Here is a 13,677-nt window from a genome sequence, read left to right as displayed (position 1 = left end):
ACTGACGAAGTCAGTAACCACACCTACGGCAAAGTGAATCTGAAGTAGTTTGAAGAGAGTATAACTTGTCTTTTAGAAAAGGAGCCTATAATGAAAGTCTTTCAGAATGTAAATATCGTGACTTGTGATCAAGATTTCCATGTTTATCTTGATGGAATCTTAGCAGTCAAGGATTCTCAAATCGTCTATGTCGGTCAAGATAAGCCAGCGTTTTTAGAGCAAGCTGAGCAGATTATAGACTATCAGGGAGCTTGGATTATGCCTGGGTTGGTCAATTGCCACACCCATTCTGCTATGACAGGTTTGAGAGGAATTCGGGATGATAGCAATCTCCATGAATGGCTCAATGACTATATCTGGCCAGCAGAAGCTGAGTTTACTCCCGACATGACTACTAAGGCGGTCAAAGAAGCTCTGACAGAGATACTCCAGTCAGGAACAACAACCTTTAATGATATGTATAATCCCAATGGTGTGAATATTGAGCAGATTTATCAGGCAGTGAAAGATTCCAAGATGCGTTGTTATTTTTCTCCGACTCTTTTTTCTTCAGAGACAGAAACAACTGCTGAGACTATAAGCAGAACTCGATCCATCATAGACGAAATCTTAAAATATAAAAATCCAAATTTCAAGGTTATGGTAGCACCTCATTCTCCCTATAGCTGCAGTAGAGACTTGCTGGAAGCGAGTTTGGAAATGGCAAAAGAGCTTGCTATTCCAATCCATATCCATGTGGCGGAGACCAAGGAAGAATCAGGCATTATCCTGAAACGATACGGCAAACGCCCCCTCGCCTTTCTAGAAGAACTGGGTTACTTAGATCATCCGTCTGTCTTTGCTCATGGGGTCGAATTAAACGAGCGAGAAATTGAACGCTTGGCAACTTCTCAAGTGGCTATTGCTCACAATCCTATCAGTAATCTCAAACTGGCATCAGGAATTGCTCCAATTATCCAGCTCCAAAAAGCAGGAGTAGCAGTCGGAATTGCGACTGACTCGGTCGCTTCCAATAACAATCTTGATATGTTTGAGGAGGGACGGACTGCAGCCCTTCTTCAGAAGATGAAAAGTGGAGATGCCAGCCAATTTCCTATCGAAACAGCTCTCAAGGCACTGACAATCGAAGGGGCTAAGGTTCTAGGAATGGAAAATCAGATAGGAAGTCTAGAAGTCGGCAAGCAGGCAGATTTTCTCGTTATTCAACCACAAGGCAAAATCCATCTCCAACCTCAAGAAAATATGCTCTCTCACCTAGTTTATGCTGTCAAATCCAGTGATGTTGATGATGTCTATATTGCTGGAGAACAGGTTGTTAAGCAAGGTCAAGTTCTGACAGTAGAACTTTAGAAGAAAAATCACGAAAAATTTTAAAAAAAGTTTGTAAAAATCTTGCATTCTTTTTTTGACTATGCTATACTTATATACGGTTTGAAAAAACTGCCTAAGACAGTAGGGGAGCTCGACTCATAAATATCCTACCGAGGACAAAACGTATCATGTAAAAAGAAGCGTATTGTACTTTCGTGTCTAGGTTTGGGCGCGTTTTTCTTTTGGAAAAATTCCCCAAGCAAAATAATTACGGAGGTGAACACACTAATGAGTGAAGCAATTATTGCTAAAAAAGCGGAACTAGTTGACGTAGTAGCTGAAAAAATGAAAGCTGCTGCATCTATCGTCGTTGTAGACGCTCGTGGTTTGACAGTTGAGCAAGATACAGTTCTTCGTCGTGAGCTTCGTGGAAGCGAAGTTGAGTATAAAGTCATTAAAAACTCAATCTTGCGTCGTGCAGCTGAAAAAGCTGGTCTTGAAGATCTTGCATCAGTATTCGTTGGACCATCTGCAGTAGCATTTTCTAACGAAGATGTTATTGCACCAGCGAAAATCTTGAACGACTTTTCTAAAAACGCTGAAGCACTTGAAATCAAAGGTGGTGCAATCGAAGGCGCTGTCGCATCTAAAGAAGAGATTCTTGCACTTGCAACTCTTCCAAACCGCGAAGGACTTCTTTCTATGCTCCTTTCTGTACTTCAAGCGCCAGTGCGCAACGTTGCTCTTGCAGTCAAAGCGGTTGCAGAAAGCAAAGAAGACGCAGCTTAATCTTAAGCTACGTAGCGTAGCCTAGCTACGAAAATCTATTATAAATTTAAAACATATTTGGAGGAAATAACAATGGCATTGAACATTGAAAACATTATTGCTGAAATTAAAGAAGCTTCAATCCTTGAATTGAACGACCTTGTAAAAGCTATCGAAGAAGAATTTGGTGTAACTGCAGCTGCTCCTGTAGCTGTTGCTGCAGCTGGTGCTGCTGACGCTGGTGCTGCTAAAGATTCATTCGACGTTGAATTGACATCTGCAGGCGACAAAAAAGTTGGCGTTATCAAAGTTGTACGTGAAATCACAGGTCTTGGTCTTAAAGAAGCTAAAGAACTTGTTGACGGTGCACCAGCACTTGTTAAAGAAGGCGTTGCAACTGCAGAAGCTGAAGAAATCAAAGCTAAATTGGAAGAAGCTGGAGCTTCAGTTACTCTTAAATAATAGAGCGACTACATTAGTAGCTTAAAAACATGATTAAATCGCTATTCTTAGGAGTAGTGGTTTTTCTTTTTGTTTAAGAAGTTGGCGAGTAAGTAATACTCAATGAAAATCAAAGAGCAAACTAGGAAACTAGCCGCAGGCTGCTCAAAACACTGTTTTGAGGTTGCAGATAGAACTGACGAAGTCAGTAACATATCTACGGTAAGGCGACGCTGACGTGGTTTGAAGAGATTTTCGAAAAGTATAAAATAGATTGAATTTAGAATAGTCCACTGAGTTTTATAAAACATTGTTAGAAATTGGTTTGAATTCCGCAATCAATTTGTTCGGTTTTTATTTCATTTAATTTAATTAAATTAGAATTTCCCAACCGTTTAACTCAAGATAAAAATCCCCAATCGAAGCGATTGAGGATTAAGCAAATGAATCTTAAACAATACCTTGGGCAATCATAGCGTTTGCTACATTTTCAAATGCAGCAATGTTTGCTCCTGCAAGATAGTCTTTATCAAGACCATATGTTTCTGAAGTTGTTTTAGCTGTGTTGAAGATGTTTGTCATGATGTCTTTGAGACGTCCATCAACTTCCTCACGAGTCCATGAGAGGCGAAGACTGTTTTGGCTCATTTCAAGGGCTGAAACGGCTACACCACCAGCGTTGGCAGCTTTGGCAGGTCCGTAGAAGATACCATTTTCTTTGTAGATTTTGATGGCATCAAGGTCGCTCGGCATGTTGGCACCTTCAGATACACAGATAACGCCTTGAGCAACCAAACGTTTAGCTGCTTCACCGTTGATTTCGTTTTGAGTAGCACATGGAAGCGCAATATCATAGTTTCCAGCGTAAGTCCATACAGAACCTTCATGATAAGTAGCAGTTGCTTTTTCAGCAGCATACTCAGTCAAACGAGCACGACGTTTTTCTTTAACATCTACCAAGAGATCGAAGTCAATACCGTTTTCATCGATGACATAACCATTTGAATCAGATACAGAGATAACAGTTGCACCAAGTTCAGTTGCTTTTTGAAGAGCGTATTGAGCAACGTTACCAGAACCTGAAATGACCACTTTCTTACCAGCGAAGCTATTACCGTTAGCTTTAAGCATTTCTTCAGTGTAGTAAACCAAACCGTAACCAGTTGCTTCTGGACGAATCAAGCTACCACCAAATCCAAGAGGTTTACCAGTCAAGACACCAGCATCAAACTGGTTAAGACGCTTGTATTGACCATAAAGGTAACCAATTTCGCGTCCACCTACACCGATATCACCAGCAGGTACGTCAAGTGATGGTCCGATATGTTTTTGCAATTCAGTCATGAAACTTTGGCAGAAGCGCATCACTTCAGCATCTGTTTTACCTTTAGGATCGAAGTCTGATCCACCTTTACCTCCACCGATAGGAAGTCCAGTCAAGACATTTTTGAAGATTTGTTCGAATCCGAGGAATTTCAAGATCCCTTGGTTTACAGTTGGGTGGAAACGAAGTCCGCCTTTGTATGGTCCAACAGCTGAGTTGAATTGAACACGGTAGCCACGGTTTACTTGAACTTTTCCATCACGGTCAACCCAAGGAACACGGAAAGAAATCACGCGCTCAGGCTCAGTAATACGTGCCAAGATATTTTCTTCGATATACTCAGGGTGTTTTTCAAATACAGGTTCCAAAGTGTTGAAAAATTCTTCAACAGCTTGGAGGAATTCAGCCTCGTGCCCGTTACGAGCTTTTACAGTTTCAAACACGCTTTGGATATATTCTTTAGCAGATGTCATATCGTTCTCCTTTTATTGTCATATTTTATTACATGAGTCATTATAGCAGAATTTTTTTTCACTGTAAAGAAAAAAACAGAAATTTTCTAAAAATTCTTTCAATTTGTTTTTTGGTTTCAGCTTTTCTTGAACTGATAAAAATCAAACTTTTTTCTTGTAAATATCTTTCTCAAAGAGAAAATCTAAAAATATGCTATAAGAAAAGAAAATGTTTAGCAATTCAGAAATCACTTGTTAATTTATCCGTGATATGTTAGATTTGCCAGTAAAACTATGATCATTTTGGAGGAAAGCAATATTTACATCTCCTTATTCAGGGCAGGATTTTCTATACAAGTATAGATGTCTTGCTGGAGTTGGATCATGGAACCCAAGCGGTTACTGTGATTTAGAACTATCATCAGAATTTTTTCATTAGACTTGTTCGGTAACCATAAAGTACTATACTATCTATGAACAAGACCCAGAAAAAGTAGCTTTATTTCTTAAGAATTTTAATAGTTTAAAGCATCTAGTACCTGTTTATATTGATAAAACAGGATTCGATACTTATTTTTATCGAGAGTATGGTCGCTCATTAAAAGGTCAGATAATAAGAGGTAAAGTATCTGGAAGAAGATATCAGAGGATTTCTTTGGTTGCAGGGCTAACAAATGGTGAGTTAATCGCTCCAATGACTTACGAAGAGACGATGACGAGCGACTTTTTTGAAGCATGGTTTCAGAAGTTTCTCTTACCAACATTAACCACACCATCGGTTATTATTATGGATAATGCAAGATTCCAATAGAATAGCTAGGATAGAACTCTTGTGTGAAGAGTTTGGGCATAAACTTTTACCTCTTACTCCCTACTCACCTGAGTACAATCCTATTGAGAAGACATGTGCTCATATCAAAAAGCACCTCAAAAAGGTATTACCAAGTTGCAATACCTTTTACGAGGCTCTTTTGTCCCACTCTTGTTTCAGTTTGTTATAAACACCTAAGATAAGAGCTATACTAGGTAAATAAAAATCTCTATACTATTTGAAAGTGAAGACTACTCACTGTGAGATAGTATAGAGTATTTTTGTTGTAGTTAAACCATCCTACCCATTCCCCATTGTAATTAACACGGTAACCGTCTGGTGTAGTCGTATTGATTGCTAGAGCACCAGAGCTATAAGCATAGTACCATTTGCCAGATACCTTCATCCAGCCTGTTTTCATAGCACCTGAACCGTCGAGATAGTACCAAGTCTCACCGTCTTTCAACCAACCTGCTTGCATCCAGACTGAACTATCGAAGCGATACCAGATATTATCTAATTTTGCCCACTGATTGTAAGGGTAAGATCCCATCAAGTTGCATAAACTACCAACGCGAGCCAGCTTGTCGCCAAAAACCCATACTTTTACCTACTTCTTGCATTTGGTTAAAGAAATTGTAGGAATTATTCGTTGTACTCTTATTTTCATTTTTGATTTTATGAGTTCCGATAGCCTTCAAATTTTTGTCAAAAAGATTCGCCTTAGTCGCAAATGTTTGAATCTGAGAAGAGTAGGCTTCTATGTATTGAATGGCTTTTCCATAACCACCAGCTAATTCTTCAGAGCCACCAGATGATGTTCCGAAACTTTGTGCAACGGTAATCCATCCATTTTGAGTAACAGGGTTTTCAAAGGCTGCCAAACCCATATAGGTCAATTCTGGATTGATTAAGGATTCGTAGTGTCCAGTTTGATCAGAGACATTTGCTCCGCTACGAGATTTATAGAATATATTTCTCAATGGTACGCGCAACACCGTCTTCTTCGTTGCTTGCTGTAACGGCATCCGCAAGAGATTTGACATAATCGCTTGCATTTCCCATTGCAATGCCCATCCCTGCAAACTGGAGCATTTCGATATCGTTATTAGCATCGCCCATGGCCATAATCTCTGAGGAATCAATCTTCAAAATCTCTGCTAATCGTGAAAGAGCGGTAGCCTTGGTCGTTCCAAGTGGCATAGCTTCATAAATGACAGGCTGCGAACGAACTCCACTGAATCGTTGGCAGAGTTCCTCAGCAAAACGCTGCTCAAAATCGTCTGTTTGTTCTTCGTTGCCCAAAAACATGCCTTGGAACATACGATATTTACCACTAGTCGCTTCCTCAAGGGAAATTTCAGTCAAGTCTGAAAAGACTAGGTCGGCATCATTCTGGATGACTTGATTAGGCTTGCCACCGAGGACGAAATAATGTTTCTCATCAAAAAGAGTCAACTGAACATCACTTTTTTCAGCTAGATCATAGAGGTATTCGATGTCTGCTGGACTAAGTTCTTGCCAGTCAACTAGTCCCCAGTCACTTGTCTGGTGAGTTGAGCAACCATTGTTAACAATCACATACTCATTCTGGAGGCCAAGCCCCAGTTTTTTGTAGTAGGGGAGGACACCGAAAAGCGGGCGACCCGTACAAAGAACCAATTTGACACCTTTTTCAATAGCTTGGTGAATAGCAGTAATGTGAGCTTGTGGAATTTCCTTGGCTTCATCGAGGAGGGTTCCGTCCATATCCAAGGCTAGTAGTTTAATCATAGGTCTTCCTTCTTTATCTTTTGGTATTATTATAACATATTTTGGAGAAGATGACGGTCAAAGGGACAGGAGCTAATTGATTTTGCAGTTTAGGACGTTTTGATGACAATTCATGATTTGAAGAGGATATTTGGCCAAGATATGTTATACTAAACTTGTCAACGTTGCAACTAGACAAATTAAAAAACCAACTTAATATAATAGTTTTTTGTAAGTAGGTATGAGTATCAGATTACTCAACTAATCTAAACAATAACGGAGGAAATATATCATGATTTTAATGACAAAAAATATAAATCTAACAAATGAAGAATTAGAGCTGATACAAGGTGGAGCAGATCCCTATGGAAAAGAACCTAATGGTTATTTTCCTTGGCAAATAGAGCCGGTATTAACTATGCCGGTTCATGGATTTTGTCCCAGAGGAACCTATGATTTAGGATATATTGGAGGAGGCAATCATCTTTGCAAAGGAAGTCCTGCGAGATTTTAAGTAAAATTTATTAGGAATATGGAGAAAACAGAGGATTTAATATGAAAAAACGGATTATTCAGATTTTACTAGCATTATCCTTAATTTTTTACAAATCAACTTGGTTTTGGGGAATTTTCAATCACCTCGCAAAGCCCTATCTACCAGCAAGTCGTGAATTTTTTCAGATTCTGCTTTGGATGGAGAGTGGAGGTCTTTTATTAGCGGTCATCTATCTACTAGTTTTTGCAGGAAAGAAGACTTTTCATTTCAAATGGCAGCTGAGGCACTTTATCTACCTTTTACTGGGTTACATCATTTTGTATATGTCTGACGTCCTCTTGTCTTATTTCATACCCTCGTCTTCAAATCAAATTTCTTTGAATGAAACGATAGAAATGATAGGGAGACAGGAATTACCCTATTTCTTGCTCATGGCTTGCTTCATCGGCCCTATTGCTGAGGAATTGATTTATCGCGGTGTGCTTATGACAACCTTTTTCAAAAACTCGCCTTGGTACGGAGATGTCTTGCTTTCTGCTATTATTTTCGGTTATATTCATATCAATTTTGCTTTAACTCCTCTTGCTTTTTTCATTTATGCTAGTGGAGGTCTCATTTTAGCTCTACTGTATCGCATGACAAAAAATCTCTACTATCCAATACTAGTTCATATTCTCATCAATATCACTGCCTTCTGGAATGTATGGTTACTCCTATTTTCAGGAAGTTAGCTTACTAAAAAAATGTCGGAACTTTCCGGCATTTTCTTTTTTCACAAATAGTCAACGTTTTTCTTTTCGATATTGGAGTGGTGTGTATCCAGTTATTTTTTGAATTGATTTTGAAAATAAGGTTGGCTTGAGAAAGGCAGATAGTGAAGATAGTTAAGAAGGTTAAGAAGAATAGGATGTTCTTTTTTCCTTTTTGGAAAACTTCTAAAATATGGTATAATGAAAAGATAAAGAAGTTGGAGGTAGAAGATGAACATTCAACAATTACGCTATGTTGTGGCCATTGCCAATAGCGGTACTTTTCGTGAAGCTGCTGAAAAGATGTATGTTAGTCAGCCGAGTCTGTCTATTTCTGTTCGTGATTTGGAAAAAGAATTGGGTTTTAAGATTTTCCGTCGGACCAGCTCAGGGACTTTCTTGACTCGTCGTGGTATGGAATTCTATGAAAAAGCGCAAGAATTGGTTAAAGGATTTGATATTTTTCAAAATCAGTATGCCCATCCTGAGGAAGAAAAGGATGAATTTTCCATTGCCAGTCAGCACTATGACTTCTTGCCACCAACCATTACGGCCTTTTCAGAGCGCTATCCTGATTATAAGAACTTCCGTATTTTTGAATCAACTACTGTTCAAATTTTAGACGAAGTAGCGCAAGGTCACAGTGAGATTGGGATTATCTACCTCAATAATCAAAATAAAAAAGGGATTATGCAACGGGTTGAAAAGTTAGGCCTAGAGGTTATTGAACTAATTCCCTTCCATACCCATATTTATCTCCGTGAGGGGCATCCTTTAGCTCAGAAAGAGGAATTGGTCATGGAGGATTTAGCGGATCTACCAACGGTTCGTTTCACGCAAGAGAAAGACGAGTATCTTTATTATTCAGAGAACTTTGTTGATACCAGCGCGAGCTCGCAGATGTTTAATGTGACAGACCGTGCTACTTTGAATGGTATTTTGGAGCGGACGGACGCTTATGCGACAGGTTCTGGATTTTTAGATAGTGACAGTGTGAATGGCATCACAGTTATTCGTCTCAAGGATAACCTAGATAACCGCATGGTCTATGTTAAACGTGAAGAAGTGGAGCTGAGTCAAGCTGGAACTCTTTTCGTAGAAGTCATGCAAGAATATTTTAATCAGAAGAGGAAATCATGAAAAAAAGAGGAATAGTGGCAGTCATTGTACTGCTTTTGATTGCGCTGGATCAGTTAGTTAAATCCTATATCGTCCAACAGATTCCACTGGGTGAAGTGCGCTCCTGGATTCCCAATTTCGTTAGCTTGACCTACCTGCAAAATCGAGGGGCAGCCTTTTCTATCTTACAAGATCAGCAGTTGTTATTCGCTGTCATTACCCTGGTCGTCGTGGTAGGTGCCATTTGGTATCTACATAAGCACATGGAGGACTCATTCTGGATGGTCTTGGGTTTGACTCTGATAATCGCGGGTGGTCTTGGAAACTTTATTGACAGGGTCAGTCAGGGCTTTGTTGTGGATATGTTTCACCTTGACTTTATCAATTTTGCAATTTTCAATGTGGCAGATAGCTATCTGACTGTTGGAGTGATTATTTTATTGATTGCAATGCTAAAAGAGGAAATAAATGGAAATTAAAATTGAAACTGGTGGCCTGCGTTTAGATAAGGCTTTGTCAGATTTGACAGAATTATCACGTAGTCTCGCGAATGAACAAATCAAATCAGGCCAGGTCTTGGTCAATGGCCAAGTCAAGAAAGCTAAATACACTGTCCAAGAGGGCGATGTCGTCACTTACCATGTGCCAGAACCAGAGGTTTTAGAGTATGTGGCTGAGGATCTTCCGCTAGAAATCATCTACCAAGATGAGGATGTGGCTGTTGTCAACAAACCTCAGGGAATGGTTGTGCATCCGAGTGCTGGTCATACTAGTGGAACCCTAGTAAATGCCCTTATGTATCATATTAAGGACTTGTCGGGTATCAATGGGGTTCTGCGTCCAGGAATTGTTCATCGTATTGATAAGGATACGTCAGGTCTTCTTATGATTGCTAAAAATGATGAGGCGCATCTAGCACTTGCCCAAGAACTCAAGGATAAAAAGTCTCTCCGCAAATATTGGGCGATTGTTCATGGAAATTTGCCCAATGATCGCGGTGTGATTGAAGCACCGATTGGCCGGAGTGAAAAAGATCGTAAGAAACAGGCTGTGACTGCTAAAGGGAAACCTGCAGTAACTCGTTTCCACGTCTTGGAACGCTTTGGCGATTATAGCTTAGTGGAGTTGCAACTAGAGACAGGGCGTACCCATCAGATTCGTGTCCACATGGCTTATATCGGTCATCCAGTTGCTGGGGATGAAGTCTATGGTCCTCGTAAGACACTTAAGGGGCATGGACAATTTCTTCATGCCAAGACTCTAGGTTTTACTCATCCGAGAACAGGTGAGACCTTAGAATTTACAGCAGATATCCCAGCAATTTTTAAGGAAACATTGGAGAGATTGAGGAAGTAAGAATGAAAAAGAAATTAACTAGTTTAGCACTTGCAGGCGCTTTTTTAGGCTTGTCATGGTATGGAAATGTTCAAGCTCAAGAAAGTTCAGGAAATAAAATCCACTTTATAAATGTTCATGAAGGTGGCAGTGATGCGATTATTCTTGAAAGCAATGGACATTTTGCCATGGTGGATACAGGAGAAGATTATGATTTCCCAGATGGAAGTGATTCTCGTTATCCATGGAGACAGGGTATCAATACAACTTATAAGCATGTTCTAACAGACCGTGTCTTTCGTCGTTTGAAGGAATTGGGTGTCCAAAAACTTGATTTTATTTTGGTAACCCATACCCACAGTGACCATATTGGAAATGTTGATGAATTACTGTCTACCTATCCAGTTGACCGAGTCTATCTTAAGAAATATAGTGATAATCGTATTACTAAGCCTGAACGTCTTTGGGATAATCTGTATGGCTATGATAAGGTTTTAAAGACTGCTGCTGAAAAAGGTGTTTCAGTTATTCAAAATATCACACAAGGAGATGCTCATTTTCAGTTTGGAGACATGGATATTCAACTATATAATTATGAAAATGAAACAGATTCATCAGGTGAATTAAAGAAAATTTGGGATGATAATTCCAATTCCTTGATTAGCGTAGTAAAAGTCAATGGTAAGAAAATTTACCTTGGGGGCGACTTAGATAATGTGCATGGAGCGGAAGATAAGTATGGACCTCTCATTGGAAAAGTTGATTTGATGAAGTTTAATCATCACCATGATACCAACAAATCAAATACCAAGGATTTTATTAAAAATTTGAGTCCGAGTTTGATTGTTCAAACTTCGGATAGTCTACCTTGGAAAAATGGTGTTGATAGTGAGTATGTTAATTGGCTCAAAGAACGAGGAATTGAGAGAATCAACGCAGCCAGCAAAGACTATGATGCAACAGTTTTTGATATTCGACAAGACGGTTTAGTAAACATTTCAACTTCCTACAAGCCTATTCCAAGTTTTCAAGCTGGTTGGCATAAGAGTTCATATGGAAACTGGTGGTATCAAGCGCCTGATTCTACAGGAGAATATGCTGTCGGTTGGAATGAAATTAAGGGTGAATGGTATTACTTTAACCAAACGGGTATCTTATTACAGAATCAATGGAAAAAATGGAACAATCGTTGGTTCTATTTGACAAACTCTGGTGTTGCTGCTAAAAATTGGAAGAAAATCGCTGGAATCTGGTATTATTTTAACAAAGAAAACCAGATGGAAATTGGTTGGATTCAAGATAAAGAGCAGTGGTATTATTTGGATGTTGATGGCTCTATGAAGACAGGTTGGCTTCAATATAAGGGGCAATGGTATTACTTTGCTCCATCAGGGGAAATGAAAACGGGCTGGGTAAAAGATAAAGAAGCCTGGTACTATATGGATTCTACTGGTATCATGAAGACAGGTGAGATAGAAGTTGCTGGACATCATTACTATCTAGAAGAATCAGGAGCTATGAAGCAAGGCTGGCTTAAAAAGGCAAATGATTGGTATTTCTACAAGACAGATGGTTCACGAGCTATAGGTTGGATTAAAGACAAGGATAAATGGTACTTCTTGAAAGAAAATGGTCAATTACTTGTGAATGGTAAGACACCAGAAGGCTATACTGTGGATTCAAGTGGTGCCTGGTTAGTGGATGTTCCGATCGAGAAATCTGCTACAATTAAAACTACAAGTCATTCAGAAATAAAAGAATCCAAAGAAGTAGTGAAAAAGGATCTTGAAAATAAAGAAACGAGTCAACATGAAAGTGTTACAAATTCTTCAACTAGTCAAGATTTGACATCCTCAACTTCACAAAGCTCTGAAACGAGTGTAAACAAATCGGAATCAGAACAGTAGTAGAAAAGAAGGTTTTAGGGCCTTCTTTTTCCTATCAACTCTTTTCTATTTCCTGTTATTCATGTTATAATGGATAAATATGAATAATCGGAGTGAGACTATGAAATACAAACGGATTGTCTTTAAGGTGGGTACTTCTTCTCTGACAAATGAGGATGGAAGTTTATCACGTAGTAAGGTAAAGGATATTACCCAGCAGTTGGCTATGCTGCACGAGGCTGGTCATGAGTTGATTTTGGTGTCTTCAGGTGCCATTGCGGCTGGTTTTGGAGCCTTAGGATTTAAAAAGCGTCCGACTAAAATTGCTGATAAACAGGCTTCAGCAGCGGTAGGACAAGGGCTTTTGTTGGAAGAATACACGACCAATCTTCTCTTGCGCCAAATCGTTTCTGCACAAATCTTGCTAACCCAGGATGACTTTGTAGATAAGCGTCGTTATAAAAATGCCCATCAGGCTTTGTCGGTTTTACTTAGCCGTGGGGCGATTCCTATCATCAATGAGAATGATAGTGTTGTTATTGATGAGCTCAAGGTTGGGGACAATGATACTCTGAGTGCACAGGTGGCGGCCATGGTCCAAGCAGACCTTTTGATCCTCTTGACAGACGTAGATGGTCTCTATACAGGAAATCCTAATTCAGATCCAAGAGCCAAACGTTTGGAGCAAATCGAGACTATCAATCGTGAGATTATCGATATGGCCGGTGGAGCTGGTTCGTCAAACGGAACTGGGGGCATGTTAACCAAAATCAAAGCTGCAACTATTGCGACAGAATCGGGTGTTCCTGTTTATATCTGCTCATCCTTGAAGTCAGATGCCATGATTGAAGCGGCTGAGGAGACCAAGGATGGTTCCTACTTTGTTGCGCAAGAGAAGGGGCTTCGTACCCAGAAACAATGGCTGGCCTTTTATGCTCAGAGTCAAGGTTCTATTTGGGTTGATAAAGGGGCTGCGGAAGCTCTCTCTCAACATGGAAAGAGTCTTCTCTTATCTGGTATCGTTGAAGCAGAAGGAGCCTTTTCTTACGGTGATATCGTGACAGTATTTGATAAGGAAAGTGGAAAATCACTTGGAAAAGGACGCGTGCAATTTGGAGCATCTGCTTTGGAGGATATGTTGCGTTCTCAAAAAGCCAAGGGTGTCTTGATTTACCGTGACGACTGGATTTCCATTACTCCTGAAATCCAACTACTTTTTACAGAATTTTAGAG

General features: G+C 39.6%; 14 protein-coding genes, 2 pseudogenes and 1 other annotated feature. Of the genes and pseudogenes, 11 read left to right on the top strand and 5 right to left on the bottom strand.

Annotation, left to right across the window (positions count from 1 at the left end):
* Positions 1-90: 90 nt before the first annotated feature.
* The 3 genes from B4W83_RS09130 to rplL all read left to right on the top strand — a co-directional run bounded on the left by B4W83_RS09130 (position 91) and on the right by rplL (position 2,541).
* Entirely contained in the window at positions 91-1,350 is a 1,260-nt protein-coding gene (locus B4W83_RS09130) for a TRZ/ATZ family protein (protein ID WP_000862496.1), read from the top strand.
* A 75-nt stretch (positions 1,351-1,425) separates the two neighbouring features.
* Positions 1,426-1,561, top strand: a sequence feature (ribosomal protein L10 leader region).
* 38 nt (positions 1,562-1,599) lie between these two features.
* Entirely contained in the window at positions 1,600-2,100 is a 501-nt protein-coding gene (gene rplJ / locus B4W83_RS09120; RefSeq protein ID WP_001287278.1) for a 50S ribosomal protein L10, read from the top strand.
* Positions 2,101-2,172: 72 nt separating this feature from the next.
* Positions 2,173-2,541, top strand: coding sequence for a 50S ribosomal protein L7/L12 (rplL, locus tag B4W83_RS09115; protein WP_001196965.1), 369 nt, complete (start codon positions 2,173-2,175; stop codon positions 2,539-2,541).
* 429 nt (positions 2,542-2,970) lie between these two features.
* Here the strand turns inward: rplL and gdhA are convergent, their stop codons facing one another.
* Entirely contained in the window at positions 2,971-4,317 is a 1,347-nt protein-coding gene (gene gdhA, locus B4W83_RS09105; RefSeq protein WP_000199531.1) for an NADP-specific glutamate dehydrogenase, read from the bottom strand.
* 436 nt (positions 4,318-4,753) lie between these two features.
* Between gdhA and B4W83_RS09100 the strand changes: the two are divergent.
* Positions 4,754-5,297: pseudogene (locus B4W83_RS09100) on the top strand (transposase); the annotation flags it as partial.
* 39 nt (positions 5,298-5,336) lie between these two features.
* Here the strand turns inward: B4W83_RS09100 and B4W83_RS13950 are convergent.
* From B4W83_RS13950 to B4W83_RS09090, 3 genes are read right to left on the bottom strand one after another with little or no spacing between them, the layout of a single operon-like run.
* Entirely contained in the window at positions 5,337-5,660 is a 324-nt protein-coding gene (locus B4W83_RS13950) for a choline-binding protein (protein WP_007284892.1), read from the bottom strand.
* Positions 5,661-5,673: 13 nt separating this feature from the next.
* Positions 5,674-6,105: a choline-binding protein C gene (locus B4W83_RS13945; protein WP_370596808.1), complete on the bottom strand. Its 432-nt coding sequence runs from the start codon at positions 6,103-6,105 to the stop codon at positions 5,674-5,676.
* Positions 6,071-6,880 (bottom strand): HAD family hydrolase, encoded by an 810-nt coding sequence (locus B4W83_RS09090; protein ID WP_000593560.1) that lies wholly within the window; start codon positions 6,878-6,880, stop codon positions 6,071-6,073. The genes B4W83_RS13945 and B4W83_RS09090 overlap by 35 nt, the downstream gene beginning before the upstream one ends.
* A gap of 271 nt (positions 6,881-7,151) precedes the next feature.
* Between B4W83_RS09090 and B4W83_RS09085 the strand changes: the two genes are divergently transcribed.
* Together B4W83_RS09085 and B4W83_RS09080 are read left to right on the top strand one after the other, a co-directional pair.
* The gene (locus B4W83_RS09085; RefSeq protein ID WP_000602445.1) at positions 7,152-7,373 is read left to right on the top strand and encodes an SP_0924 family bacteriocin-like peptide; all 222 of its coding nucleotides are present in this window, start codon (positions 7,152-7,154) and stop codon (positions 7,371-7,373) included.
* A gap of 41 nt (positions 7,374-7,414) precedes the next feature.
* A complete protein-coding gene (locus B4W83_RS09080) occupies positions 7,415-8,086 on the top strand; it encodes a CPBP family intramembrane glutamic endopeptidase (RefSeq protein ID WP_000746011.1) in 672 nt (223 codons plus the stop codon).
* A gap of 51 nt (positions 8,087-8,137) precedes the next feature.
* Here the strand turns inward: B4W83_RS09080 and B4W83_RS09075 are convergent.
* A pseudogene (locus B4W83_RS09075) lies at positions 8,138-8,343 on the bottom strand (AraC family transcriptional regulator).
* Here B4W83_RS09075 and B4W83_RS09070 point away from each other — a divergent pair.
* The 5 genes from B4W83_RS09070 to proB all read left to right on the top strand — a co-directional run bounded on the left by B4W83_RS09070 (position 8,336) and on the right by proB (position 13,675).
* A complete protein-coding gene (locus B4W83_RS09070; protein WP_001025687.1) occupies positions 8,336-9,244 on the top strand; it encodes a LysR family transcriptional regulator in 909 nt (302 codons plus the stop codon). The pseudogene B4W83_RS09075 and the gene B4W83_RS09070 sit on opposite strands and share 8 nt — an antisense overlap.
* Complete coding sequence (gene lspA, locus B4W83_RS09065) at positions 9,241-9,702, top strand: signal peptidase II (RefSeq protein ID WP_000745672.1); 462 nt, start codon at positions 9,241-9,243, stop codon at positions 9,700-9,702. The genes B4W83_RS09070 and lspA overlap by 4 nt, the downstream gene beginning before the upstream one ends.
* The gene (locus B4W83_RS09060; RefSeq protein WP_000403212.1) at positions 9,692-10,579 is read left to right on the top strand and encodes an RluA family pseudouridine synthase; all 888 of its coding nucleotides are present in this window, start codon (positions 9,692-9,694) and stop codon (positions 10,577-10,579) included. Before lspA ends, B4W83_RS09060 begins: the two co-directional genes overlap by 11 nt.
* Positions 10,580-10,581: 2 nt before the next feature.
* The gene (cbpE, locus tag B4W83_RS09055; protein WP_000728244.1) at positions 10,582-12,465 is read left to right on the top strand and encodes a phosphorylcholine esterase CbpE; all 1,884 of its coding nucleotides are present in this window, start codon (positions 10,582-10,584) and stop codon (positions 12,463-12,465) included.
* A 100-nt stretch (positions 12,466-12,565) separates the two neighbouring features.
* A complete protein-coding gene (gene proB, locus B4W83_RS09050) occupies positions 12,566-13,675 on the top strand; it encodes a glutamate 5-kinase (protein WP_000875755.1) in 1,110 nt (369 codons plus the stop codon).
* Positions 13,676-13,677 lie beyond the last annotated feature (2 nt).

This window comes from Streptococcus pseudopneumoniae ATCC BAA-960 = CCUG 49455 (genome assembly GCF_002087075.1).
Classification (GTDB): Bacteria; Bacillota; Bacilli; order Lactobacillales; family Streptococcaceae; genus Streptococcus; species Streptococcus pseudopneumoniae.
The sequence above is the reverse complement of the archived record's forward strand: the minus strand, read 5'-3'. Positions and strand labels throughout refer to the sequence as shown.

What these genes read in the sequence shown, in the direction of transcription:
- B4W83_RS09060 (WP_000403212.1), top strand. Translation starts at nt 9,692, where the DNA reads ATGGAAATTAAAATTGAAACTGGTGGCCTGCGTTTAGATAAGGCTTTG.
- rplJ (WP_001287278.1), top strand. Translation starts at nt 1,600, where the DNA reads ATGAGTGAAGCAATTATTGCTAAAAAAGCGGAACTAGTTGACGTAGTA.
- B4W83_RS09080 (WP_000746011.1), top strand. Translation starts at nt 7,415, where the DNA reads ATGAAAAAACGGATTATTCAGATTTTACTAGCATTATCCTTAATTTTT.
- gdhA (WP_000199531.1), bottom strand. Translation starts at nt 4,317, where the DNA reads ATGACATCTGCTAAAGAATATATCCAAAGCGTGTTTGAAACTGTAAAA.
- proB (WP_000875755.1), top strand. Translation starts at nt 12,566, where the DNA reads ATGAAATACAAACGGATTGTCTTTAAGGTGGGTACTTCTTCTCTGACA.
- lspA (WP_000745672.1), top strand. Translation starts at nt 9,241, where the DNA reads ATGAAAAAAAGAGGAATAGTGGCAGTCATTGTACTGCTTTTGATTGCG.
- B4W83_RS09070 (WP_001025687.1), top strand. Translation starts at nt 8,336, where the DNA reads ATGAACATTCAACAATTACGCTATGTTGTGGCCATTGCCAATAGCGGT.
- B4W83_RS09130 (WP_000862496.1), top strand. Translation starts at nt 91, where the DNA reads ATGAAAGTCTTTCAGAATGTAAATATCGTGACTTGTGATCAAGATTTC.
- B4W83_RS09090 (WP_000593560.1), bottom strand. Translation starts at nt 6,880, where the DNA reads ATGATTAAACTACTAGCCTTGGATATGGACGGAACCCTCCTCGATGAA.
- rplL (WP_001196965.1), top strand. Translation starts at nt 2,173, where the DNA reads ATGGCATTGAACATTGAAAACATTATTGCTGAAATTAAAGAAGCTTCA.
- cbpE (WP_000728244.1), top strand. Translation starts at nt 10,582, where the DNA reads ATGAAAAAGAAATTAACTAGTTTAGCACTTGCAGGCGCTTTTTTAGGC.
- B4W83_RS09085 (WP_000602445.1), top strand. Translation starts at nt 7,152, where the DNA reads ATGATTTTAATGACAAAAAATATAAATCTAACAAATGAAGAATTAGAG.
- B4W83_RS13950 (WP_007284892.1), bottom strand. Translation starts at nt 5,660, where the DNA reads ATGGGATCTTACCCTTACAATCAGTGGGCAAAATTAGATAATATCTGG.